This is a genomic window from Streptomyces sp. NPDC043738, assembly GCF_056436545.1.
In genome coordinates this window covers 12,513-34,799 of sequence record NZ_JBWKCJ010000042.1, presented here as the reverse complement: position 1 = coordinate 34,799, position 22,287 = coordinate 12,513, and the positions used below count along the sequence as shown (strand labels likewise).

The window sequence follows — 22,287 nt, the reverse complement described above, 5'->3', positions numbered from 1 at the left end:
CCTAGGTCAGCAGGCCGGTGCGGAGCGGTTCCGCGGCGGCGTCGGCGTGTGGGTGGACGTGGTCGTGGCCGGGCAGGGCGTGCTGACCGACGGCCTTGGGCGGCGGGCCGTCATGGACGACGCAGCCGTCGCGCAGCACCACGGCGCGGTCGATCAGCGGCTCCAGCGGGCCGAGCTCGTGCAGGACGAGCAGGACCGTGGCGCCGGCGGCGACCTGCTCGCGCAGGGCGGCGGCGAGCACCTCCTGGCTGGCCAGGTCGACGCCGGCCATCGGCTCGTCCATGATCAGAAGTTCCGGTTCGCCGGCCAGGGCCCTGGCTATCAGCACCCGCTGGTGCTGTCCGCCGGAGAGCGCGTCGACGGCGTCCTTGGCACGGTCGGCCATCCCGACCAGCTCCAGGGCGCGGTGTACGGCCACCCGGTCGGCCTTGCGCAGGATGCCCAGCTTCGTACGGGCCAGGCGGCCGGCGGTGACGACCTCGCGGACGGTGGCGGGGACCCCGCCGGCCGCCGTGGTGCGCTGCGGGACGTAACCGATCCGGGCCCAGTCCTTGAAGCGGCGGAACTCCGTGCCGAAGAGGGACAGCGCGCCGCCGGTGAGCGGGACCTGGCCGATCACCGAGCGCACGGCGGTGGACTTGCCCGACCCGTTGGCGCCCAGCAGCGCGACGACCTCGCCGGTGCGGACGGTGAGGTCGACGCCGCGCAGCACGGGGCGGGCGCCCAGGGAGGCGGTGGCGCCGCGCAGGTCGATGACCGGCTGGGGTTGCACCTGGTTCACGGTGTCCTCCGTATCGGGCTGGGGTCGTGGGGAGGGGCTGCTCACTTGCTGCCGAGGGCCTTCTGCAGCGCGGCGAGGTTGGCGCGCTGCACGCCGAAGTAGTCCTTGCCGCGGGACTTGGCGGTGATCCCCTCCAGCGGGTCGAGCACATCGGTCTTCAGGTGCAGATCGCCGGCCAGGGTCCGGGCGGTGGCCGGGTTGGCGATCGTCTCGAAGAAGACCGTGGAGACGTGGTGCTCCTCGGCGAGGGAGTGCAGGCTCCTGACGCGGTTGGCGCTGGGCTCGGACTCGGGGTCGAGGCCGCTGATGGCCTCCTCGGTGAGGCCGTAGCGCTCGGCGAGGTAGCCGAAGGCGGCGTGGGTGGTGATGAAGGTGTCGGTCGCCCGCTTCTTCAGCCCGTTCCTGAAGTCGGAGTCCAGTGCCTGGAGCTTCTTCACCAGCGCGTCGGTGTTCTTCTGGTAGTCCGCCTTGTGGCCCGGGTCGGCCTTGGCGAGGGTCTTGTTGACGCCCTTGGCGACCTCGGCGTACTTCACCGGATCCAGCCAGATGTGCGGGTCCTTTCCGCCCTCGGACCCGGAGTGCGCGTGCTCGCCGCCGGCGTGGTCGTGGTCGTGGCCGTCGACCTCGGTGCCGTGGGCCTCGAGGGAGGTCAGGGCCGCCGCGTCGGCGACGTTCTCGACGCCGGACTGGGCGATCGCGCTGTCCACGGCGGGCTGCAGGCCCTTGAGGTAGACCACCGCGCCGGACGCGCTGAGCTTGGCGGTCTGCTGCGCGGTCAGGGTCAGGTCGTGCGGCTCGACACCGGGCTTGGTGAGGCCGGTCACCTCGACGTGGTCGCCGCCGATCTGCTCGGCGAGGAATTCCATGGGGTAGAAGGACGCTGCCACCTTCAGCTTGCCGTCATCCGTGCGCGTCGCGTCGGCCGTGGAGCAGGCGGAGAGGGCCAGGAGGCCGAGTACCGCGGCTCCGGCGACGGCGGCGGTGGATATGTGACGGCGTATGTTCATGACAGTCATTTTCAACAAACTTGGAAACGATTGTCAACAAACCGGGGGCGGGGTGTGAGCGGGGCGACAGTGGTACGGAACCGATTTGGTCTGGGGGGTGCGCCCGCCGGTACCCTGAACTATTCGTCCATCCGTCTCCCGACCACCCCCCAGCGCGAGACGTCAGGGCGTCTGCCCAATTCATCGTTCGTCGTCGTAATGAAGAGAGCACCGTGGCCGCCGACAAGATCGATACCATCGTCAGCCTGAGCAAGCGCCGTGGCTTCGTATACCCCTGCAGTGAGATCTACGGCGGCTCTCGGGCTGCCTGGGACTACGGTCCGCTGGGCGTCGAGCTCAAGGAGAACATCAAGCGTCAGTGGTGGCGCTCCATGGTCACCTCGCGCGACGACGTCGTCGGTCTCGACTCGTCGGTGATCCTGGCCCCCGAGGTGTGGCAGGCGTCCGGCCACGTCGCCACCTTCACCGACCCGCTCACCGAGTGCACCTCCTGCCACAAGCGCTTCCGCGCGGACCACCTGGAGGAGGCGTACGAGGCCAAGCACGGCAAGCTGCCCGAGAACGGCCTCGCCGACATCAACTGCCCGCACTGCGGCAACAAGGGCGGCTTCACCGAGCCCAAGCAGTTCTCCGGCCTGCTCTCCACCCACCTCGGCCCGTCGCAGGACACCGCCTCGGTCGCCTACCTGCGCCCCGAGACCGCACAGGGCATCTTCACCAACTTCGCCCAGGTCCAGCAGACCTCCCGCAAGAAGCCGCCGTTCGGCATCGCGCAGATGGGCAAGTCCTTCCGGAACGAGATCACTCCGGGCAACTTCATCTTCCGCACCCGCGAGTTCGAGCAGATGGAGATGGAGTTCTTCGTCAAGCCGGGCGAGGACGAGCAGTGGCAGGAGTACTGGATGGAGCAGCGCTGGAACTGGTACGTCGACCTCGGTATCCGCGAGGAGAACATCCGCTGGTTCGAGCACCCGGCCGAGAAGCTCTCGCACTACTCCAAGCGCACGGCTGACATCGAGTACCGCTTCAACTTCGGCGGCACCGAGTTCTCCGAGCTGGAGGGTGTGGCCAACCGCACCGACTACGACCTGAGCGCGCACTCCAAGGCGTCCGGCCAGGACCTCTCCTACTTCGACCAGGAGGCCGGCGAGCGCTGGACTCCGTACGTCATCGAGCCGGCGGCCGGTGTGAACCGCGCGATGCTGGCCTTCATGCTCGACGCGTACGTCGAGGACGAGGCGCCCAACGCCAAGGGCAAGATGGAGAAGCGCACGGTCATGCGGCTCGACCCGCGCCTGGCGCCGGTCAAGGTCGCGGTCCTGCCGCTGTCCCGCAACCCGCAGCTGTCGCCGAAGGCCAAGGGCCTCGCCGCCGACCTGCGCAAGAACTGGAACATCGAGTTCGACGACGCGGGCGCCATCGGCCGCCGCTACCGCCGCCAGGACGAGATCGGCACGCCGTTCTGCGTCACGGTCGACTTCGACACCCTCGACGACAACGCGGTCACCGTGCGCGAGCGCGACACGATGAAGCAGGAGCGGGTGTCCCTGGACCAGATCCAGTCGTACCTGGGCGGGCGACTGCTGGGCTGCTAGTCCCTGGCGGGGCGGCGCCGGCGTAGCGCCGTCGCATCGCTGCAAAGCGCCGGTCGGGCTCGGGTGAACCGGGCCCGACCGGCGCTTGTGCGTGGGGAATACCGCTCCCCACCCCCACGTTGTGGCCCCGCAGGGGGGCCTCGCGACCCCTACGGGATGTGTTCGCCCACCCCCTAAGTGCCCCTGCTCCCCCCCAGCTACCCCCGCGACGGCCGCGCCGCGAGCCAGGTGCACAGGGCGGCCAGGGGGAGTTCGGCCGCGACGGCCATGGCTATGGCGGTGGCCAGTTCCGGGCCGGGGGCGGCGGTGGCGAGGTCGATGCAGGCGTCGGCGACGAGGAGGACGGCCGCGGCGGCCGCGGGCGCGCGGTGGCGGTGGCCGCCGCGCAGCAGGCGGGTGCCGGCGGCGAGCAGGGCGGCGGCCTCCAGCGCGTCGAGGGCGACCCAGGCAGCCGCCTCCGCGGGCGGCAACGTGCCGGCGAGGTAGCCGAGCCAGGGGAGCAGGGCGAGACCGGCGCCCGCCAGGATGCGGCCCTGCCACCGGCGGGCGGTGCCGACCCGTGCGGGCCCGTGGCAGGCCACCGGCGGCGTCGCGTAACGTCCGTCGTGCGCAGGGGAGTTGAGGGCGATGAAAGCCATGGCAGGGGTCTCTTCCGGTCTCTGGAACCCGGCCGTCGGGCTCGTGATCAAGACTCCGGTTTTCGCCGGCCGCGGTCAGTAGCGCCGCTGTCCGACCTGGGGTGGCACCAGCTACACCCCCCGTACGGCAACGGGCTTCATGGTGGCCCGCGGCGCCCGGCATCTACGGTTGGATCATGAAAATCCCGCCCCGGCTGCGGCGCGTGCTCACCCGCCTGACCCGCGACACGTCCTTCCTCGCCCTGGGGGCGCCGCTGCACCTGTGCATCGGGTTCCTGCTGTTCATGACCTTCGGTCTCGTATGGGAGATCGTCGAGGGGCACGACGCCAGTGTGCCGGTGGTCCTGGGCTTCACGGTGGTGCTGACGGTGCTCTCCGTGCCGGCGCTGACCGCCGCCCAGCGCTGGCGCTTCCGGCAGCTGCTCGGGATCGACATCCCCCGCCCCGGATGGCGGCGGCCGCAGCGGCAGTTCGGTTACCACTGCCTGGTCGGCACGCTGCTCGGCGGGCTCGAAGTGCTGCTGCTGTCCCTGCTGCTCTCGGGCCTGGCCGCCGCCACGGTGTACGCATGGATATGGGGGGCGCCCTGGACCTGGCGGGCCGACCACCCCGGCTACACCACCCAGGCCTTCTACGTCACCCTCGCCGGCCTCGCGGCGCTCGCCGCCGTGCCCGCCCTCGCCGCGGCCCTGGTGCGCCTCGAGACGCGGCTCGGACCCGATCTGCTGGGGCCCGATCCGAGCGCGGACCTGGTGCGGCGGGTGGCCGACCTCACCGAGAGCCGCGCCGGGGCGGTGGACGCCGCGGATGCCGAACGGCGGCGCATCGAACGCGATCTGCACGACGGGGCGCAGCAGCGACTGGTGTCGCTGGCGCTGAATCTGGGGCTGGCCAAGGCCACGCTGACGGATCTGCCGCCGGAGGTGCGGGAGGTCATCGACACCGCGCACCGCGAGGCGAAGGAGGCGATCGAGGAGCTGAGCAGCCTGGTGCGGGGGCTGCACCCCGCCGTACTCGACGAGTTGGGGCTGGATGCGGCGCTCTCCGGACTCGCGGCCCGTGCGCCGCTGCCCGTACGGCTGCGGGTGGATCTGCCGCCGGAGTTGCCGCAGCGGGTGACGCCGGCCGTCGAGGCGGTCGCGTACTTCGTCGTCTCCGAGGCGCTGACGAACATCGCCAAGCACGCGCCGCAGGCGACCAGGGCGGATGTGACGGTCACCCGGCTCGGCGGGATACTGCGGGTGGTGATCGCCGATGACGGTATGGGCGGGGCCGATCCGTCCAAGGGGAGCGGCCTGACGGGCCTCGCCCAGCGAGTGCGGTCCGTGGACGGAACCTTCCGGATGAGCAGCCCCGTGGGGGGCCCGACCATGATGAGCGTGGAGCTGCCGTGCCCGATGTGAGGCGTGCCGTGATCGCCGAGGACTCCGTCCTGCTGCGGATCGGGCTGGTCAAGGTGGTGGAGATGGCCGGGTTCGAGGTGGCGGCCGAGTCCGGGGACGCGCAGGGGCTGCTGGCGGCGGTCGAGGAGCACCGGCCGGACCTGGCGGTGGTGGACGTACGGATGCCGCCCGACTTCACGGACGAGGGGGTGCGGGCGGCGCTGTCGATCCGCCGGCAGTGGCCCGGCACGGCGGTGCTGATGCTCTCCCAGTACGTCGAGGAGCGCTACGCGGCGGATCTGCTGGCCACGAACACCAGCGGGGTGGGCTATCTGCTCAAGCAGCGGGTGGCGGATGTCGAGGAGTTCATCGAGGCGCTGCGGCGGGTGGCCGACGGCGGCACCGCGCTGGACCCGCAGGTCGTCGCCCAGCTGCTGGTGCGGCGGGCGAGCGATCCGTTGGAGCGGCTGACGGCCCGCGAACGGGACGTGCTCGCCCTGATGGCCGAGGGCCGCTCCAACGCGGGGATCGCCGCCCAGTTGGTGGTGAGCGAGAGCGCGGTCGCCAAGCACATCAACAACATCCTCGCCAAGCTCGACCTGCCCAAGGCCGACGGCGATCACCGGCGGGTGCTGGCGGTGCTGCGCTTCCTCGGGGTGGGTGCCTGATCCGCCGCGTGACGCGTCGTCGTTGACGTGGTGTGAGCTGCTGCCCGCCCGCCGTGGTTCCGCCGTGTGAAATGGCGGAAATAAAAGCCGTCGGCGCGCATCCATTGGTCTGTCTCAGGCGTCTCACGACCGAGCGGCTTTCTCATATGAGCCGCATTGCAGGCGTATCAGGGGTATTTGGAGTATTCAATTTGAAAACTGGCATCAAGGGCATTCGTCGCGTCTCCGCAGTTGCCCTCACCGCGGGAGCCGTCCTGACGGCAGGGGTGTTCGCCGCCCCGGCGCAGGCCGCCACGCTTCCGACGCCCACGGTCGCCGCCAAGGGCGGTTTCGTGATGAACAACGGCACGGGTAAGACGCTGTACACCAAGGCCGCGGACACCCGTCGCTCCACCGGCTCCACCACCAAGATCATGACGGCCCGGGTGGTGCTCGCGCAGCCGAACCTCAACCTGGACTCCAAGGTCACGGTCCAGAAGGCGTACAGCGACTACATCGTCGCCAACGACTGGGCCTCGTCGGCCCGGCTGATCGTCGGCGACAAGGTCACGGTCCGTCAGCTGCTGTACGGGCTGATGCTGCCGTCGGGCTGCGACGCGGCGTACGCGCTGGCGGACAAGTTCGGCACCGGGTCCACGCGGGAAGCGCGCGTGAAGTCGTTCATCGGCAAGATGAACTCCACCGCCAGGAGCCTCGGGCTGACGAACACCCACTTCGACTCGTTCGACGGCATCGGGCACGGTGCGAACTACTCGACGCCGCGTGATCTGACCAAGCTGGCCAGCAGCGCGATGAAGTACTCCACGTTCCGCAGCGTCGTGAAGACGAAGTCGACGAAGCAGAAGGTCACCACCAAGAGCGGTGGTTACCGCTACATGGAGTGGACCAACACCAACGGCCTGCTCGGCAGCTACTCCGGCACCATCGGCGTCAAGACCGGCTCGGGTCCGGAGGCCAAGTACTGCCTGGTCTTCGCCGCCACCCGGAACGGTAAGACCGTCATCGGCACGGTCCTCGCCTCCACCTCGGTCGCCAACCGCACGGCGGACGCGAAGAAGCTGATGGACTACGCCTTCAAGAAGTAACCCGGGCGAGCCTTCGGCCCGAACCGGGCCGGGCGTGGGGCCTGTTCGCGACCGCACGGTCGCGGGCGGGCCCCTTCGTCGTTCCGGCGGCGGTTCGGGTGGCGGCTTGAGCGGCGGTTTCGGCAGCGGTCGCGGGGCCGGGGCTCGTGGGGGCCCGGGGTGCCTCAGCTGCGCAGGCCCCGGAGGACCAGTTCGCGGACGGCCTCGAAGTCGGCGGTGATCTCCGGTCGGGACCACTCGGGGGCGTAACACGGGTCGTGGAAGCGGCCGGTGGCGTCGAAGACGGCGCGGGCGGCGATGGCGGGGGAGGGGGTCTGGAAGGCGCCCTGGCTGACGCCGGCCTCGATGATGACGGCGAGCTGGGACTCCAGGTCGGTGACGTGGCGGTCGACCACCCCGCCGCTCTCGCCGATCAACGTCATGTATGTGGCGAACAGTTCGGGGTCGTCGCCGGCCTTGTGCCGCTTGGCCTCGAAGAGGGCGGTCAGCCAGCGGTCCAGGCGCTCGGGGGCCGGGCCCTCCTCCGCGACGATGACCGACAGCTCCTGGCTCGTACGGTCCAGCCAGCGCGCGGTGACCGCCTCCCGCAGCGCCGCCTTCGTGCGGAAGTGGCGGTAGACGCTGCCGTGGCTGACGCCCAGGGCGCGTGCCACGTCCACGACCGTGGCCTTGGCCGGGCCGTAGCGGCGCAGCACCTCCTCGGTGGCTTCGAGGATGCGCTCGGGGGTCAACGTCTCGGGGGGCATGGGGCGGGAGGCCTTTCGGAGCAGGCGGGCGGGGCGGCGGGCGCCAGGTACCTACGGACGGTACCTGGCCCTTGCCCCCCGTGCGCCCGCCGGTCAGCGCTCGCTGTCCAGATGAGCCATCTGATCGGTCGGGTAACGCTCGCCGGCGGCGGCGTCGGCCGGGACCGCCTGCTCGATCGCGGCCAGCTCCCCGGCGTCCAGGACGACGTCGAGGGCGCCGAGCGCCTCGGTCAGACGGTCGCGCCGGCGGGCACCGACCAGCGGGACGATGTCCTCGCCGCGGGAGAGCACCCAGGCGATGGCGGTCTGGGCGACCGAGACGCCCTTCTGCTCGGCGACCTTGCGCAGCGCGTCCACCAGATCGAGGTTCCGCGCGAGGTTCTCGCCCTGGAAGCGCGGGCTCATCCCGCGGAAGTCGTTCGCGGCGAGCTTGCGGTCACGGCTGAAGTGGCCGCTGATCAGGCCGCGGGAGAGCACACCGTACGCGGTGATGCCGATGCCCAGCTCGCGGGCGGTGGGCAGGATCGCGTCCTCGATGCCCCGGGAGATGAGGGAGTACTCGATCTGGAGGTCGGAGATCGGGGCGACGGCGGCGGCCCGGCGCAGGGACTCCGCGCCCACCTCGGAGAGGCCGATGTGCCGCACATGGCCGGCCTCGACCAGCTCGGCGATGGCGCCGACGGTCTCCTCGATCGGAACGTCCGGGTCGATACGGGCGATCCGGTAGATGTCGATGTGGTCGGTGCCCAGGCGCTGGAGGGAGTACGCGGCGAAGTTCTTCACCGCGTTGGGCCGGCCGTCGTAGCCGGTGAAGCCGCCCTCGATCGTGCGCAGGGCGCCGAACTTGACGCTGGTCTGCGCCTTCTCGCGGGCCGCCGCGGGGGCGGTGCGCAGGGCTTCGTTGATCAGTAGTTCGTTGTGGCCCATGCCGTAGAAGTCGCCGGTGTCGAGCAGCGTGATGCCGGCGTCGAGGGCGGCGTGGATGGTGGCGATGGACTCGCTGCGGTCGCTGTCGCCGTAGAGGGCGGACATGCCCATGCAGCCGAGGCCGAGGGCGGAGGTCTGCGGGCCGCTGGTGCCCAGGGTGCGGGTCTGCACTGCGTACTCCTGAGAGGGGTCGGGGGTGGAGCGCAATTCACTATGACATGACGGCTGACAGATTTCAATATCTGTCAGCCGTCATGTGTGGGAGGGTGGGGTCGCGTGTGGCCCTCTTTCCCTGTTCCCGCGTCCCCGGCGCCTTCTCGCAGGTCAGCGCACCGTGCGGGGCAGGCGCAGAGCCAGCGCCGTCGTGCCCGCGACGATCGCCAGCTGGGTCAGCAGGGCGGCGAGCAGCGCATCGCGGATGCCGACGGCGGGCAGCAGCGCGAGGAAGAGGGTGCCGAGGGTCGCCACCCCCAGGGCGAGGCCGGACTGCTGGGTGGTGACCATCACGCCGCCGCCCACGCCCGCCTGCGCCACCGGCAGCTCGCTCAGCACGATGCGCAGCAGCACCGGCAGCACCATGCCCTGGCCGAAGCCGAGCACCGCCATGCTCGGCGCGAGACCGGCCACCGAGGTGCCGGGCCAGCTCGCGTGCACGGTCAGCGCCAGGGCGATCAGCCCGGCGCCCTGGATCAGCGAACCGGCGATCACCACCCGCCGCCCGAACCGCCGTACCAGCCGCGGCCCGGCGAGCGAGGCGAGGAAGAAGGTGACGCAGAGCGGTGCCAGCGACAGACCGGCCGCGAACGGGCCGTAGTGCAGACCGTTCTGGAGCGCCACGGCCACCACGAACATGAACCCCCCGAAGCCCAGCGAGAACGGGACGATCATGGCCAGACCGCTGTTCACGGAGGGGATGCGCAGCAGGGACGGCGGTACCAGGGGCGTCCGGCCGGCGCGTTCCGCGCGACGCTCGACGTGCAGGAACGCCGCGCCGGCGAAGGGGAAGACCGCCAGCAGGGCCCAGGACCACAGCGGCCAGCCGGCCGCCCGGCCCTCGGTCAGCGGCAGCAGCAGGGTGATCAGGGTGGTGGCGAGCAGGACGGTGCCGGGAACGTCGGCCCGGGTCGGGTGCGGGGAGCGGGTCTCGGGGACCGTACGGGCCGCCAGCAGCCAGGCCGCCGCGGCGATCGGGACGTTCACCAGGAAGACCGCACGCCAGCCGGTGCCCGCCAGGTCGGCGGAGACCAGCAGACCGCCGAGCACCTGTCCGACGGCGCTGGAGACACCGGCCGTGCCGCCGTACAGGCTGACGGCCTTGGCGCGCCGCCTGCCGGTGGTGGTGGCCTGGATGGTGGCCAGGACCTGCGGCAGCAGCAGCGCGGCCGCCGCGCCCTGGGCGACCCGGGCGCCCACCAGAGTTCCCGCGTCCGGCGCGAGACCGCAGGCCAGCGAGGTCAGACCGAAGGCGGCCAGGCCCCACAGGAACAGCCGACGGCGGCCGACGGTGTCGCCGAGCCGGCCGCCGAGGACCAGCAGCGTCGCGTACGCCACCCCGTAGCCGGCCACCACCATCTCCAGCATCGCGGGGCCCGCGTGCAGATCGTGGTCGATGGTCGGCAGGGCGACATTGACGATGAAGAAGTCGATCAGGGGCAGGGCCGCGCCCAGCAGGACGGTCAGCAGGCCGAGTGGGGTCAGCGCGGCCGTGGCGGGGTGCTGCCGCGGGGCGTCCGCCGGGGCTTCCAGGACGGTGGTCTGTGTTCCGGTATCGCTCACGGAGTCGACGATCGTCGACCGCTCAGAGGGGTACCAGAGTGTCCTTATCCTGGTACCCGTGCTACCTGGCAACCGGCTGGGGTCTGCGGCACGCTGGAGGCATGACCGTCGACGCGCCCCTGACGCAGGCTGCCACACGTCCCGTTGCCGCCGCCCCGCCTGCCGTCGCCGCCCCGCGCGACGACGCCGCCCGCCGGGCCGAGCTGGCCGCCTTCCTGCGCAGCCGCCGCGAGCGGATCACCCCGGAGCAGGTCGGTCTGCCGCGCGGCAGGCGCCGGCGCACCCCGGGGCTGCGCCGCGAGGAGGTCGCGCACCTGGGGGCGGTCGGCGTCACCTGGTACACCTGGCTCGAACAGGCGCGGGACATCCACGTATCACCGCAGGTCCTGGACGCGGTGGCCCGTGCGCTGCTGCTCGACCGCGCCGAGCGCAGTCACCTCTTCGCGCTGGCCGGGGCGATCGACCCGCTACCGGGCAGGGAGTGCACGGGCGTACCGCGCGAATTGCGGCAGATCCTGGGGCAGCTCGCCCCGTTCCCGGCGGTCGTACAGAACAGCCGGTTCGACATCCTCGCCTACAACAGCACCTACGGGCAGCTGATGTGCGATCTCGACGCGCTGCCCGAGGAGGACCGCAACTGCATGTGGCTGGCGTTCACCCACCCCCAGTGGCGGGCGAGCGTGGTCGATCTGGACGCCACGATGCGGGTGATGGCCGCCAAGTTCCGGGCCTCCATGGCGGAGCATGTCGCGGAGCCGGCCTGGAAGGCGCTGGTCGCGCGGCTGACGGAGGCCTCGTCGGAGTTCCGGGAGATCTGGGCGCAGCACGAGGTCGTCCGCCCGATGAGCGCCGTCAAGCTCTTCCGGCATCCGCGGGTGGGCGTACTGCAGCTGACGGCGACGAGCCTGTGGACGGGGCCCAACCCCGGGCCCAAGCTGCTGTCGTACACCCCCGTGGACGAGGCGTCCCGCGAGCGGCTGCAGCAGCTGGAGGAGCTGGCGGCGCGGGCCGCGGCGTAGGCGGGGCGGGGCGGGGTGGGGCGGGCCTTAAGGGGTGGGGGAACAGATCCCGTAGGGGATGCGAGTGCCCCCTGCGGGGCCACAACGTGGCGGGGGCGAGAGGTACTCCCGGCCGAGGACGACCGCGCGCCTCCCGGCCGCGCCCCTCGGCCACGCCCCCGCGACCAGTACTCACGACCGCGCCCCCGCCGCCCGCTCCCCCCTCCGTTCCTCCTCGAACAGTGCCGCCGTGCGGGCCGCCGTCGCCCTCGCCCACCGGCCCGTCGTCAGGGCGCCGAGCAGCAGGACGGCGGCACCGCAGCCGGTGATGATCCACCAGGCGGGGCGGCCGGCCGCGAGGAACTGGTCCGCGGTGGCGGCGGCGTGCGCCCCGCTCGCCAGTACGGCGCCGATCACCGCGACGCCGAGGGACTGTCCCACCTGCCGGCTGGTGGAGGCCACGGCGGCGGCCACCCCGGCCTGGGCGCGCGGCATGCCGGACACCGCGGTGTTGGTGATCGGCGCGTTGACCAGGCCGAAGCCGATTCCGAAGAGGACGTAGCCGGTGAACATCAGCGCCGCGGACGACTGCGCGTCGAAGGCGGCGAAGAGCACTCCGCTGGCGCCCATCGCGGCACCGGCGAGCAGCAGCGGCAGCCGGGGCCCGCGGCCGCCGACCAGCCGCCCCGACACCGGCGCCCAGATCAGCGTCATCCCGGCCATCGGCAGCATGTAGAGCCCGGCGGACAGCGCGGACAGCCCGCGGATGTTCTGCAGGTACAGGGTGTTGATGAAGAGGAAGCCGCCGAGCGCGGCGAAGGCGCAGACCGCCACGACGGTGGCGCCGCTGAACGGGGCGCTGTGGAAGAACCGCAGATCGAGCAGGGGCTCGGCGCGGCGCCGCTCGTACCCGACCAGCGCCGCCAGCGAGACCACCGCCACCAGCACGCACGCCAGGATCCCGGTGGACGCCCAGCCGGCGTCCGGCGCCTCGATGATCGCGTACGTCAGCGACCCGAGCAGTGTGATCACCAGCAGCTGGCCGACCGGGTCGACCCGGCGCGGCCGGGGGGCGCGCGATTCGGGCACGTAGCGCAGGGTGAGCAGGAGCGCGAGGGCGCCGATCGGGACGTTGAGCCAGAAGATCGAGCGCCAGCCGACGCTCTGCACCAGCAGCCCGCCGATCACCGGCCCGGCCGCCATGCTGATGCCGACGACGCCGCCCCACACCCCGATCGCGCGGGCCCGCTCCCGGGGCTCGGTGAAGGTGTTGGTGATGATCGACATCGCGACGGGGTTGAGCATCGAGCCGCCGACCGCCTGCACCATCCGGAAGACCACCAGCCACCCCAGGTCCGGCGCCAGGCTGCACAGCAACGAGCCGGTCGCGAAGACCACCAGTCCGACCAGGAAGACCCGTCGCCGCCCGAGCCGGTCGGCGGTCGACCCGGCGAGCATCAGCAGCGACGCCAGCACCAGCGTGTAGGCGTCGATCGTCCACTGCAGACCGGCGACCGAGGCGTTCAGCTCGCGCTGCATGGCGGGCAGGGCGACGTTGAGGACGGTGTTGTCGAGGCTGACGATCAGCAGGCTCAGGCAGCAGATCGCCAGTACCAGGAGTCGACGCCGGCGGCTGAGGTCAGGCATGGTTGAACGCTACAACCATCTGGGCCGGTCGGCTCTGGCGGGGCCACTCCCGCGGTGCGGGACAATGGGAGGTCGCAGCGGCCGGTCACCCCGTACGGCCGAGGCCCGACCGCCCCGCCAACGGAAGCCGAAGAAAGCCGAAGGTATCGCCGCCATGACTCTGCTGCAGATCGGTCCGCACGCGGTGCAGCCGCCCGTGGTCCTCGCGCCGATGGCGGGGATCACCAACGCCCCGTTCCGGACGCTGTGCCGGGAGTTCTCCGGCGGCAAGGGCCTCTTCGTCAGCGAGATGATCACGACGCGGGCGCTGGTCGAGCGCAACGAGAAGACCATGCAGCTGATCCACTTCGACGAGACCGAGAAGCCCCGCTCGATCCAGCTGTACGGCGTCGACCCGGACACCGTCGGCAAGGCCGCCCGCATGATCGCGGAGGAGGACCTCGCCGACCACATCGACCTCAACTTCGGCTGCCCGGTCCCGAAGGTGACCCGCAAGGGCGGCGGCTCCGCGCTGCCGTACAAGCGCAACCTGCTGCGCTCCATCCTGCGCGAGGCGGTGGCGAACGCGGGCGCCCTGCCGGTGACGATGAAGATGCGCAAGGGCATCGACGACGACCACATCACCTACCTGGACGCGGGACGGATCGCGGTCGAGGAGGGCGTCACGGCGATCGCCCTGCACGGACGGACCGCCTCCCAGCACTACGGCGGCACCGCCGACTGGGACGCCATCGCCCGCCTCAAGGAGCATGTCCCCGAGATCCCGGTGCTCGGCAACGGCGACATCTGGTCGGCGGACGACGCCAAGCGGATGATGCGGGAGACCGGCTGCGACGGGGTGGTCGTGGGTCGCGGCTGCCTGGGGCGGCCCTGGCTGTTCGGCGACCTGGTGGCGGCGTTCGAAGGCACCGGCACCTATGCCCAGCCGACGCTCAAGGAGGTCGCGGCGGTGATGCTGCGGCACGCCGCGCTGCTCGGCGAGTGGATCGGCGACGAGGCGCGCGGCGTGATCGACTTCCGTAAGCACGTCGCCTGGTACACCAAGGGCTTCTCGATCGGCTCCGAGATGCGCCGCAGCCTCGCGGTCACCTCCTCGCTCGACGAGCTGGACGCGCTGCTGTCGGAGCTGGACCTCGACCAGCCGTGGCCGGTGGGCGCGGACGGCCCGCGCGGCCGTACGTCGGGCCGCAACCGCGTCGTCCTGCCGGACGGCTGGCTGGACGACCCCTACGACTGCAGGGGCGTCGACGCGGACGCGGAGCTGGACACGTCGGGCGGCTGAGACCGGCCGCCCCCGGTGGCGCCTCGTCCGACGGCTCCCCTGAACGGGGGAGCCGGGCATCGGCGTCTCCCCCCTGCTGGTGAGGCGCCCCACTGCTCGGCGCAGCAGCATTACCGGTGCCGCAGGGCGGGCGCCCGCCGCGGTACGGGGGTTCGCGGCGGGCGGGGTGGGGCGTGTCGGCGTCACGGATGAGGGACGGGCGGTGAGCGCCGCGCTACCGTTTGAGTCCGTACGGGGTGCGGGCGCACGGCCGACCGTACGGCCGCGCACCGCATCCGGCTGGCCACGGGCAGGCCACGGGCTGGCCACGGGCAGGCACCGTGGACGACGCCGAGGGAGATGCTGTGGTGAACGGAGACGCTGTTCTCGGAGCCATCGAGCAGGCCGGGGCCATCGAGCAGGCCGGGGCCGTGGAGAAGACCGGGGCCGTGGAGAAGACCGGGCACGCCGGGGATACCGAGCGGGCGGTCCAGGCCAAGCTCGGTGACACTCCCGTCCGTTACGAGCAGATGGCCGCGGTGGCGAACCTCTACCGCGCGGCCGCCGCGGTGCGCCAGCACTTCGAGAACTCCGTGCTGCGCGGCGCCGAGCTGACCTGGACGTCCTTCGTCGTGCTGTGGGTGGTGTGGATCCGGGGCGAGCGGGAGACCCGCAGGGTCGCCGAGGAGGCAGGCATCTCCAAGGGCACGCTCACCGGCGTCGCCCGCACCCTCCAGGGCCGTGGCCTGCTGGAGCGCCGGGCGCACCCGGACGACGGGCGGCTCGCCCTGCTCTGCCTGACGCCCGAGGGCGAGCGGCTGATGACCCGGGTCTTCCCGGAGTTCAACGCCGAGGAGGCCTTCGTCACCGGGGGGTTGAGCGACGACGAGGCGCTGGACCTGGCGGATCTGCTGCGCCGGGTCGTGGTGCAGGTCGAGACCCGGGGCGCCCAGCGGCGACTGGAGCTGCTGGACGGCCAGGCCCCGCCGCCGCGGCGCAGCGGACGGCGGGCGAAACTGTAGAACCGGGCGCCTTTCAGCCCTCCGCCTCAGCTTCAGCCCTCAGCCTTCAGCGCTTCGCCTCAGCCTTCAGCGCTCCGCCCCAGCCTTCAGTCCTCCGCCCCGGCTCTCCGTCCGCCGGCCCGCCCCGCGGCGACCAGCCCCGCCGCGCCGATCTCCCGGTAGCGGTCGAGCAGTTCACCGATCACCCGGACGGCCTCCTGGTCGGCGGGCGTATAGACCCACATCTTGGCGTCGGGGACGGCGGTCGTCGTGAAACCCGTGGCGGTGATCGTGACCGTGCGGCCGTCGGCGGTACGGAATTGCTTGCGGTGGGTGACCGGTGCCGAGACTTCGTGCCGGGCCCACAGTTCCACGAAAAGCGGGCTGGCGTCGGAGAGTTTCCGGATATACGCGCGCCAATGCGGATCGGTCAGCCGCCTGCCGAATTCGGCCCGCAACTGCCCGACCATGAAGGAGACCTCACGCTCCCAGTCGACCAGTGGCTGACCCGCCTCGTCCGCCGTGAAAAGCCGCCACAGCACATTGCGGTCGGGCGGTGAAAGCAGCTCCATCCGCGGGTCGAGCGCGGCATATGCGTCATTGAAGGCCAGTACGTCATAACCGGCGGACACCATGCTCGCCGGCAAGGGGCTCAGCGAATCCAGAATGGTCTGCATGGCCCCCGCCTCGGGTGGCAGCGGATGCCGGGCCGGGGGGCAGCCGACGGCGCCGGGCACACCGGCGAGCCGGTGCAGATGGGCGCGCTCCTCCGGGCCGAGCAGCAGCGCACGGGCGATGGCGTCCAGCACCTGCACGCTCGGGTTGATCGCCCGGCCCTGCTCGAGCCAGGTGTACCAGGCCACCCCGACACCGGCGCGCTGGGCGACCTCCTCGCGGCGCAGCCCCGGGGTGCGCCGCCGCGGCCCGCCGGGCAGGCCCACGTCCTCGGGCGTGATGCGCTCCCGGCGCAGGCGCAGAAACGCGGCGAGTTCACCGCGCCGGGAGGCCGCGGCGGTTGCGGAACGGGTGGTGATCGCTGACACCGCACCATCATGCGGGATGCCCCAACGCCGTGCCAGATACCGCCGGTACCAGGATCACTGGATCTCTGGTACCCGAATACGACGGTGGTGATCATCGCTGTCATGAGCGAGCTGACCTACGACCCGGATATCCCCGCAACGCGGCCGACACCGGCCACCCCGCCCCATCGGAAGAGGAATCGACCGCACCCCAACGGGATTCTCCTCGTCGTTCTCGGCGCGGTATTCATGGCGCTGCTGGACGCGACCGTCGTCAATGTCGCCACCCCGACCATGCGCACCGATCTCCATGCCACCGGTTCCGCACTCCAGTTGATCGTCGCCGGCTATACGATTTCCTATGCCGCGCTGCTGATCACCGGCGCCCGGCTCGGTGCCCGGCACGGATTCCGCACCGTCTTCCTGCTGGGCCTGGCCACCTTCACCCTGGCCTCGTTCGGCTGCGGGCTGGCACCGGGGGCAGGGGTGCTGATCGGCGCCCGTGTGGTGCAGGGCATCGGCGCGGGGCTGATGGTTCCCCAGATCTACAGCCTGATTCAGCTGACGTTCGAAGGACGGGCCAGGGCCCGGGCGTTGAGCCTGTACGCGACGGTGATCGCACTCGCCGTGGTGATCGGCCAGGTCGCCGGCGGACTGCTGGTCAGCGCGGACCTGTTCGGCACCGGCTGGCGGCCGGTCTTCCTGATCAATGTGCCGGTGGGGTCGGCGCTGCTGGTCGCGGCGCTGCGGCTGCTGCCCCGCCGTACGGCCCCGTCGTCCAAGGAGCTGGACCTGCCCGGCCTCCTCACGCTGACCACCGCGCTGCTGCTGCTGGTCGTACCGCTGGTGCTGGGCCATGAGCAGCACTGGCCGCGGTGGGCCACCGGCGCTCTGATCGCCGCGGCCCCGGCGTTCGCGCTGTTCGTGCTGGTCGAGCGGAGGGTTGCCCGCCGCGGCGGCGCACCGCTCGTCCCCGGCCGGGTGCTGCGGTCGCGGGACCTGGTGTGCGGTGCGGCCGCCCTCTTCTTCAGCATGGCCGGTTACGCCGGCTTCCTCTTCTCCTTCTCCCAGCATCTGCAGTCGGGGCTCGGCGAGTCCGCGATCCGCGCCGGGCTGACCTTCGCGCCGCTGGCCGTCGGCGTCGCCACCGGCAGCCTCACCTGGCAGAAGCTGCCCGCCCGCTGGCACTTGCGGATGATCGCCGCCGCCTGCGTGCTGGCCGCGGTCGGCTATCTCGGCATCGGCCTCACCCTGCGCGCGGGCGGCCGGGGCGGTCTCGTACTGCTGGTGCTCCAGCTGCTGTGGGGGCTCGGCCTCGGCTACACCACCAGCCCGCTGCTGACCCTCGCCCTGTCCGGCATCGCCCCCGCCGATGCCGCCGACGCCAGCGGGGTGCTCACCACCGTCCCGCAGATCGCCCAAGTGGTCGGCGTCGCCGCGTACGGCAGCGTCTTTCTGTCCCTCGCCGACGGGCCGCCGGCGGCCGGGACCCGCGCCGCCTCCGCATCCGTGTCCGCGGCGGCCGCATCCGCCGAAGCCCTGTACGCCACCGCCCTGCCGGTCGCGGTCGGCGCCCTGCTCGGGGCGCTGGCGCTGGTCCCGCTGCTCCGCGGCCGTACCGGGAAAGGCCTCGCGACGGTGACCCGAGCCGGGGACAATTGAAGTTTGCATCCAAAAGAGTTGCTTCGGCAGGCATCCACCGGACCCGCGGGGCCCGGACACGAGGAGGGGAGCACCACCCATGCGCGCCTTGGTCATCGTGCACGACCATCTGTCCACCGCGGGCCATGTCGGCGAGCGGCTGGCCGAACGGGGCTATGAGCTCGACGAACTGCACGTGGTGCCGGCCGAGCGGTATACGAACCCGGACCTCGACGTGGCCTTCCCACCGGCCGGGAACTATGGCCTGATCCTGACGCTCGGTGCCCCGTGGTCGGTGGCACGGCGGAACGCCTGGATGGAGGCGGAGCTGGCCCTGCTGCGCTCGGCGCACGACGCCGGGATACCCGTGCTCGGGATCTGCTTCGGCGGGCAGATGCTGGCCGCGGCGCTGGGCGGGGAGGTGGCGGTCGCGCCGCGCTTCGAGCTCGGCTGGAGCCGCATCACCACCGACGCCCCCGAACTGGTCGGGCCCGGCCCCTGGTTCCAGTTCCACGGCGACCGCTGGACGCTGCCGCCGGGTGCCCGGGAGGTGGCGCGCAACGCATACGCCTCGCAGGCCTTCGTCTGCGGACGCTCGTTGGGCCTGCAGTTCCATCCGGAGCTGACGCCTGAGGTGCTGCGGGCCTGGTTCGACAACGGCGGGGAGGAGGTCGCGGCCGGGCTGGGGGTCGACCCGGATCGGCTGGTGGCCGAATTGCGTGCAGATCTGCCGGCCGTACGGGAGCGGGCACGCACCTTGGTCGACGCGTTCCTGGATCGGATGGCCGCTGTAGGGGGTCCAAATGATGGGACCCCAGCACACATGAGCGCGTGATTCTCGCCACCCCTGATAGGTGGTGCGCTCAGATGAGCGAAGTGCGCCGGGCTCCACCTCTCCAATGGTGGCACCCGGTGCCACGCTACTTGTGTTCGACTGATCAAGTCATGGATTGCTCTGCGTAGCGAGATCCCGCTGCTCTGATTGCGTAGCGGAGTGATGCATTCAGGCAGTAAACGCAGTCGAGAAGGCATGATCACTTTCGATCTGCTGGCGGACGCCTGGTTACACGCGTATGTCGACCAAGTGGACGTACCCATACGCCTTCGATCTGGGTATGTTCCTCGCCGTCAGGGCAGCCCGTCGGCGAGGAGTCAGTGCCGTGCCGGAAACACAAGATCCCCACGTAACCCAGCCTTCGTCCGCGAAGTTCGTCTACGACTTCACCGAGGGCAACAAGGAGCTCAAGGACCTCCTAGGCGGCAAGGGTGCGAACCTTGCCGAGATGACCAACCTGGGGCTTCCCGTCCCTCCGGGCTTCACGATCACCACCGAGGCCTGCAAGGTCTACCTGGAGAGCGGCACCGAGCCCGCGGCACTGCGTGCCGAGGTCTCCGAGCACCTCGACGCCCTTGAGCAGAAGATGGGCAAGCAGCTCGGCCAGGCCGACGACCCGCTGCTCGTATCGGTGCGTTCCGGCGCGAAGTTCTCCATGCCCGGCATGATGGACACCGTTCTCAACATCGGCCTCTCCGACGCGTCGGTTTCCGGCCTCGCCGCGCAGGCCGGCGACGAGCGGTTCGCGTGGGACTCCTACCGCCGCCTCATCCAGATGTTCGGCAAGACCGTGCTGGGCGTCGACGGCGAGCTCTTCGAGGACGCGCTGGAGGAGGCCAAGCAGGCCAAGGGCGTCCGCGTCGACGTCGACCTCGACGCCAAGGACCTCAAGGGCCTGGTCGCGGACTTCAAGGACATCGTCGCCAAGGAGACCGGCCGGGACTTCCCGCAGGACCCGCGCGAGCAGATGGACCTCGCCGTCCGCGCGGTCTTCGACTCCTGGAACACCGACCGCGCCAAGCTCTACCGCCGCCAGGAGCGCATTCCCGGCGACCTCGGCACGGCCGTCAACGTCTGCTCCATGGTCTTCGGCAACCTCGGCCCCGACTCCGGCACCGGCGTCGCCTTCACCCGCGACCCCGCCAGCGGCCACCAGGGCGTCTACGGCGACTACCTGCAGAACGCACAGGGCGAGGACGTCGTCGCCGGTATCCGCAACACGGTCCCGCTCGCGGACCTGGAGCAGATCGACAAGGCGTCCTACGACCAGCTGATGCAGATCATGGAGACGCTCGAGACGCACTACAAGGACCTGTGCGACATCGAGTTCACCATCGAGCGCGGCAAGCTGTGGATGCTGCAGACCCGGGTCGGCAAGCGCACCGCCGGTGCAGCCTTCCGGATCGCCACCCAGCTCGTCGACCAGGGCCTGATCGACGAGGCCGAGGCCCTCCAGCGGGTCAACGGCGCGCAGCTCGCCCAGCTGATGTTCCCCCGCTTCGACCTGGGCGCGAAGTCCGAGATGATCGGCCGCGGCATCGCCGCCTCCCCGGGCGCGGCGGTCGGCAAGGCCGTCTTCGACTCGTACACCGCCGTCAAGTGGTCGCGCTCCGGCGAGAAGGTCATCCTGATCCGCCGGGAGACCAACCCCGACGACCTCAACGGCATGATCGCCGCCGAGGGCATCCTCACCTCCCGCGGCGGCAAGACCTCGCACGCCGCCGTCGTCGCCCGCGGCATGGGCAAGACCTGTGTCTGCGGCGCCGAGGAGCTGGAGGTCGACACCAAGTCCCGCCGGATGACGACCAGCGACGGCACCGTCATCGAAGAGGGCGACGTCGTCTCCATCGACGGCTCCACCGGCAAGGTCTACGCCGGTGAGGTGCCGGTCGTGCCCTCCCCGGTCGTGGAGTACTTCGAGGGCCGGATGCACGCCGGCGCCGACGACGCGGACGAGCTGGTCAAGGCCGTCCACCGGATCATGGCGTACGCGGACCGGGTCCGCCGGCTGCGCGTACGGGCCAACGCCGACAACGCCGAGGACGCCGCCCGCGCCCGCCGGTTCGGCGCCCAGGGCATCGGCCTGTGCCGCACCGAGCACATGTTCCTCGGTGAGCGCCGCGAGATGGTCGAGCGCCTCATCCTGGCCGACACCGAGACCGACCGGGACGCCGCGCTCGCCCAGCTGCTGCCGCTGCAGAAGGCCGACTTCATCGAGCTGTTCGAGTCGATGGACGGTCTGCCGGTGACCGTACGGCTGCTGGACCCGCCGCTGCACGAGTTCCTGCCCGACATCACCGAGCTGTCGGTCCGGGTCGCGCTCGCCGAGGCCCGCAAGGACGCCAACGAGAACGACCTGAGGCTCCTGCAGGCCGTGCACAAGCTGCACGAGCAGAACCCGATGCTGGGTCTGCGCGGCGTCCGCCTCGGCCTGGTCATCCCCGGTCTGTTCGCGATGCAGGTCCGCGCGATCGCCGAGGCGGCCGCCGAGCGCAAGAACGCCAAGGGCGACCCGCGCGCGGAGATCATGATTCCGCTGGTGGGCACCGTCCAGGAGCTGGAGATCGTCCGCGAGGAGGCCGAGCAGGTCATCGCCGAGGTCGAGCAGACCCACGGCGTCAGCCTCCGGCTCACCCTCGGCACGATGATCGAACTGCCCCGCGCCGCCCTCACGGCCGGTCAGATCGCCGAGTCCGCCGACTTCTTCTCCTTCGGTACCAACGACCTCACGCAGACGGTCTGGGGCTTCAGCCGCGACGACGTCGAGGCCAGTTTCTTCACCGCGTACCTGGAGAAGGGCATCTTCGGCGTCAGCCCGTTCGAGACCATCGACAAGGACGGCGTCGGCTCGCTCGTCCGCAACGCCGCCGCGGCCGGCCGGGCCACCCGCCCGGACCTCAAGCTCGGTGTGTGCGGCGAGCACGGCGGCGACCCGGAGTCCGTCCACTTCTTCCACGAGGTGGGCCTGGACTACGTCTCCTGCTCCCCGTTCCGCATCCCGGTCGCACGACTGGAGGCGGGCCGCGCGGCGGCGGAGAGCAAGGGCAGCGACAGCCGCTGACCGCTCCGGTCGCCGCGGGCGCCGAGCGCGTCCGCGGCGACCGGCCACCAGCCCACCGGAGCCGGCGGCGGGGAACCCCAACCCTCATCCGCCCGGCCGCAGGCTCCGGCACCCCAACGAGGGCGGCACCTTGTGCGGAGGTGCCGCCCTCGCTCTTGCGCTGGGCCGCGGGCCCGGGGCGCGCTGCCCCGGGCCCGCCGTCATGCCTGGGTCATG

18 protein-coding genes are annotated in these 22,287 nt (G+C 71.4%); 10 read left to right on the top strand and 8 right to left on the bottom strand.

All coding sequences use genetic code 11. The annotated features are described in order from the left end of the window. Position 1: 1 nt before the first annotated feature. Both AC0680_RS35015 and AC0680_RS35010 read right to left on the bottom strand, forming a co-directional pair. Positions 2–781 carry a metal ABC transporter ATP-binding protein gene (locus AC0680_RS35015; protein WP_478636983.1) on the bottom strand — a complete coding sequence of 260 codons (780 nt, stop codon included), beginning with the start codon at positions 779–781 and terminating at the stop codon, positions 2–4. A 41-nt stretch (positions 782–822) separates the two neighbouring features. Further along, positions 823–1,788: a metal ABC transporter substrate-binding protein gene (locus tag AC0680_RS35010; protein ID WP_478636981.1), complete on the bottom strand. Its 966-nt coding sequence runs from the start codon at positions 1,786–1,788 to the stop codon at positions 823–825. Positions 1,789–2,000: 212 nt separating this feature from the next. Here AC0680_RS35010 and AC0680_RS35005 point away from each other — a divergent pair, with 212 nt between their 5' ends. Next, positions 2,001–3,383 carry a glycine--tRNA ligase gene (locus AC0680_RS35005; RefSeq protein ID WP_478636980.1) on the top strand — a complete coding sequence of 461 codons (1,383 nt, stop codon included), beginning with the start codon at positions 2,001–2,003 and terminating at the stop codon, positions 3,381–3,383. 197 nt (positions 3,384–3,580) lie between these two features. On the opposite strand, the gene AC0680_RS35000 is transcribed toward AC0680_RS35005, so the two are convergent. Further along, a complete protein-coding gene (locus AC0680_RS35000) occupies positions 3,581–4,021 on the bottom strand; it encodes a hypothetical protein (RefSeq protein ID WP_478636978.1) in 441 nt (146 codons plus the stop codon). A 176-nt stretch (positions 4,022–4,197) separates the two neighbouring features. Between AC0680_RS35000 and AC0680_RS34995 the strand changes: the two genes are divergently transcribed. The 3 genes from AC0680_RS34995 to AC0680_RS34985 all read left to right on the top strand — a co-directional run bounded on the left by AC0680_RS34995 (position 4,198) and on the right by AC0680_RS34985 (position 7,156). Then, positions 4,198–5,424: a sensor histidine kinase gene (locus AC0680_RS34995; RefSeq protein ID WP_478636977.1), complete on the top strand. Its 1,227-nt coding sequence runs from the start codon at positions 4,198–4,200 to the stop codon at positions 5,422–5,424. A gap of 8 nt (positions 5,425–5,432) precedes the next feature. After that, the gene (locus AC0680_RS34990; RefSeq protein WP_384427324.1) at positions 5,433–6,071 is read left to right on the top strand and encodes a response regulator; all 639 of its coding nucleotides are present in this window, start codon (positions 5,433–5,435) and stop codon (positions 6,069–6,071) included. Positions 6,072–6,262: 191 nt separating this feature from the next. Next, the gene (locus AC0680_RS34985) at positions 6,263–7,156 is read left to right on the top strand and encodes a D-alanyl-D-alanine carboxypeptidase family protein (RefSeq protein WP_478636976.1); all 894 of its coding nucleotides are present in this window, start codon (positions 6,263–6,265) and stop codon (positions 7,154–7,156) included. A gap of 164 nt (positions 7,157–7,320) precedes the next feature. Here the strand turns inward: AC0680_RS34985 and AC0680_RS34980 are convergent, their stop codons facing one another. The 3 genes from AC0680_RS34980 to AC0680_RS34970 form a co-directional block, all read right to left on the bottom strand. Then, a complete protein-coding gene (locus AC0680_RS34980; RefSeq protein ID WP_384426948.1) occupies positions 7,321–7,902 on the bottom strand; it encodes a TetR/AcrR family transcriptional regulator in 582 nt (193 codons plus the stop codon). A 93-nt stretch (positions 7,903–7,995) separates the two neighbouring features. After that, positions 7,996–9,000 (bottom strand): aldo/keto reductase, encoded by a 1,005-nt coding sequence (locus tag AC0680_RS34975; protein WP_478636974.1) that lies wholly within the window; start codon positions 8,998–9,000, stop codon positions 7,996–7,998. Between the two features lie 153 nt (positions 9,001–9,153). After that, a complete protein-coding gene (locus AC0680_RS34970) occupies positions 9,154–10,605 on the bottom strand; it encodes an MFS transporter (RefSeq protein ID WP_478636972.1) in 1,452 nt (483 codons plus the stop codon). A 101-nt stretch (positions 10,606–10,706) separates the two neighbouring features. Between AC0680_RS34970 and AC0680_RS34965 the strand changes: the two genes are divergently transcribed. Next, the gene (locus tag AC0680_RS34965) at positions 10,707–11,624 is read left to right on the top strand and encodes a helix-turn-helix transcriptional regulator (RefSeq protein ID WP_478636970.1); all 918 of its coding nucleotides are present in this window, start codon (positions 10,707–10,709) and stop codon (positions 11,622–11,624) included. Positions 11,625–11,795: 171 nt separating this feature from the next. Here AC0680_RS34965 and AC0680_RS34960 read toward each other — a convergent pair whose 3' ends face one another. Beyond that, a complete protein-coding gene (locus AC0680_RS34960; protein ID WP_478636968.1) occupies positions 11,796–13,250 on the bottom strand; it encodes an MFS transporter in 1,455 nt (484 codons plus the stop codon). A 154-nt stretch (positions 13,251–13,404) separates the two neighbouring features. On the opposite strand from AC0680_RS34960, the gene dusB reads away from it, so the two are divergent. Together dusB and AC0680_RS34950 are read left to right on the top strand one after the other, a co-directional pair. Then, entirely contained in the window at positions 13,405–14,532 is a 1,128-nt protein-coding gene (dusB, locus tag AC0680_RS34955; protein ID WP_478636966.1) for a tRNA dihydrouridine synthase DusB, read from the top strand. A gap of 428 nt (positions 14,533–14,960) precedes the next feature. Continuing rightward, positions 14,961–15,533 (top strand): MarR family winged helix-turn-helix transcriptional regulator, encoded by a 573-nt coding sequence (locus AC0680_RS34950; RefSeq protein WP_478637045.1) that lies wholly within the window; start codon positions 14,961–14,963, stop codon positions 15,531–15,533. An 86-nt stretch (positions 15,534–15,619) separates the two neighbouring features. Here the strand turns inward: AC0680_RS34950 and AC0680_RS34945 are convergent, their stop codons facing one another. Continuing rightward, positions 15,620–16,555, bottom strand: coding sequence for a helix-turn-helix transcriptional regulator (locus tag AC0680_RS34945; protein ID WP_478636964.1), 936 nt, complete (start codon positions 16,553–16,555; stop codon positions 15,620–15,622). Between the two features lie 102 nt (positions 16,556–16,657). Here AC0680_RS34945 and AC0680_RS34940 point away from each other — a divergent pair, with 102 nt between their 5' ends. The 3 genes from AC0680_RS34940 to ppdK all read left to right on the top strand — a co-directional run bounded on the left by AC0680_RS34940 (position 16,658) and on the right by ppdK (position 22,071). After that, complete coding sequence (locus AC0680_RS34940) at positions 16,658–18,196, top strand: MFS transporter (RefSeq protein ID WP_478636962.1); 1,539 nt, start codon at positions 16,658–16,660, stop codon at positions 18,194–18,196. Between the two features lie 79 nt (positions 18,197–18,275). Continuing rightward, the gene (locus tag AC0680_RS34935; protein ID WP_478636960.1) at positions 18,276–19,010 is read left to right on the top strand and encodes a type 1 glutamine amidotransferase; all 735 of its coding nucleotides are present in this window, start codon (positions 18,276–18,278) and stop codon (positions 19,008–19,010) included. 280 nt (positions 19,011–19,290) lie between these two features. Beyond that, positions 19,291–22,071, top strand: a complete 2,781-nt coding sequence (gene ppdK, locus AC0680_RS34930; protein ID WP_478637044.1) for a pyruvate, phosphate dikinase — start codon at positions 19,291–19,293, stop codon at positions 22,069–22,071. The last annotated feature ends 216 nt before the right edge of the window (positions 22,072–22,287 follow it).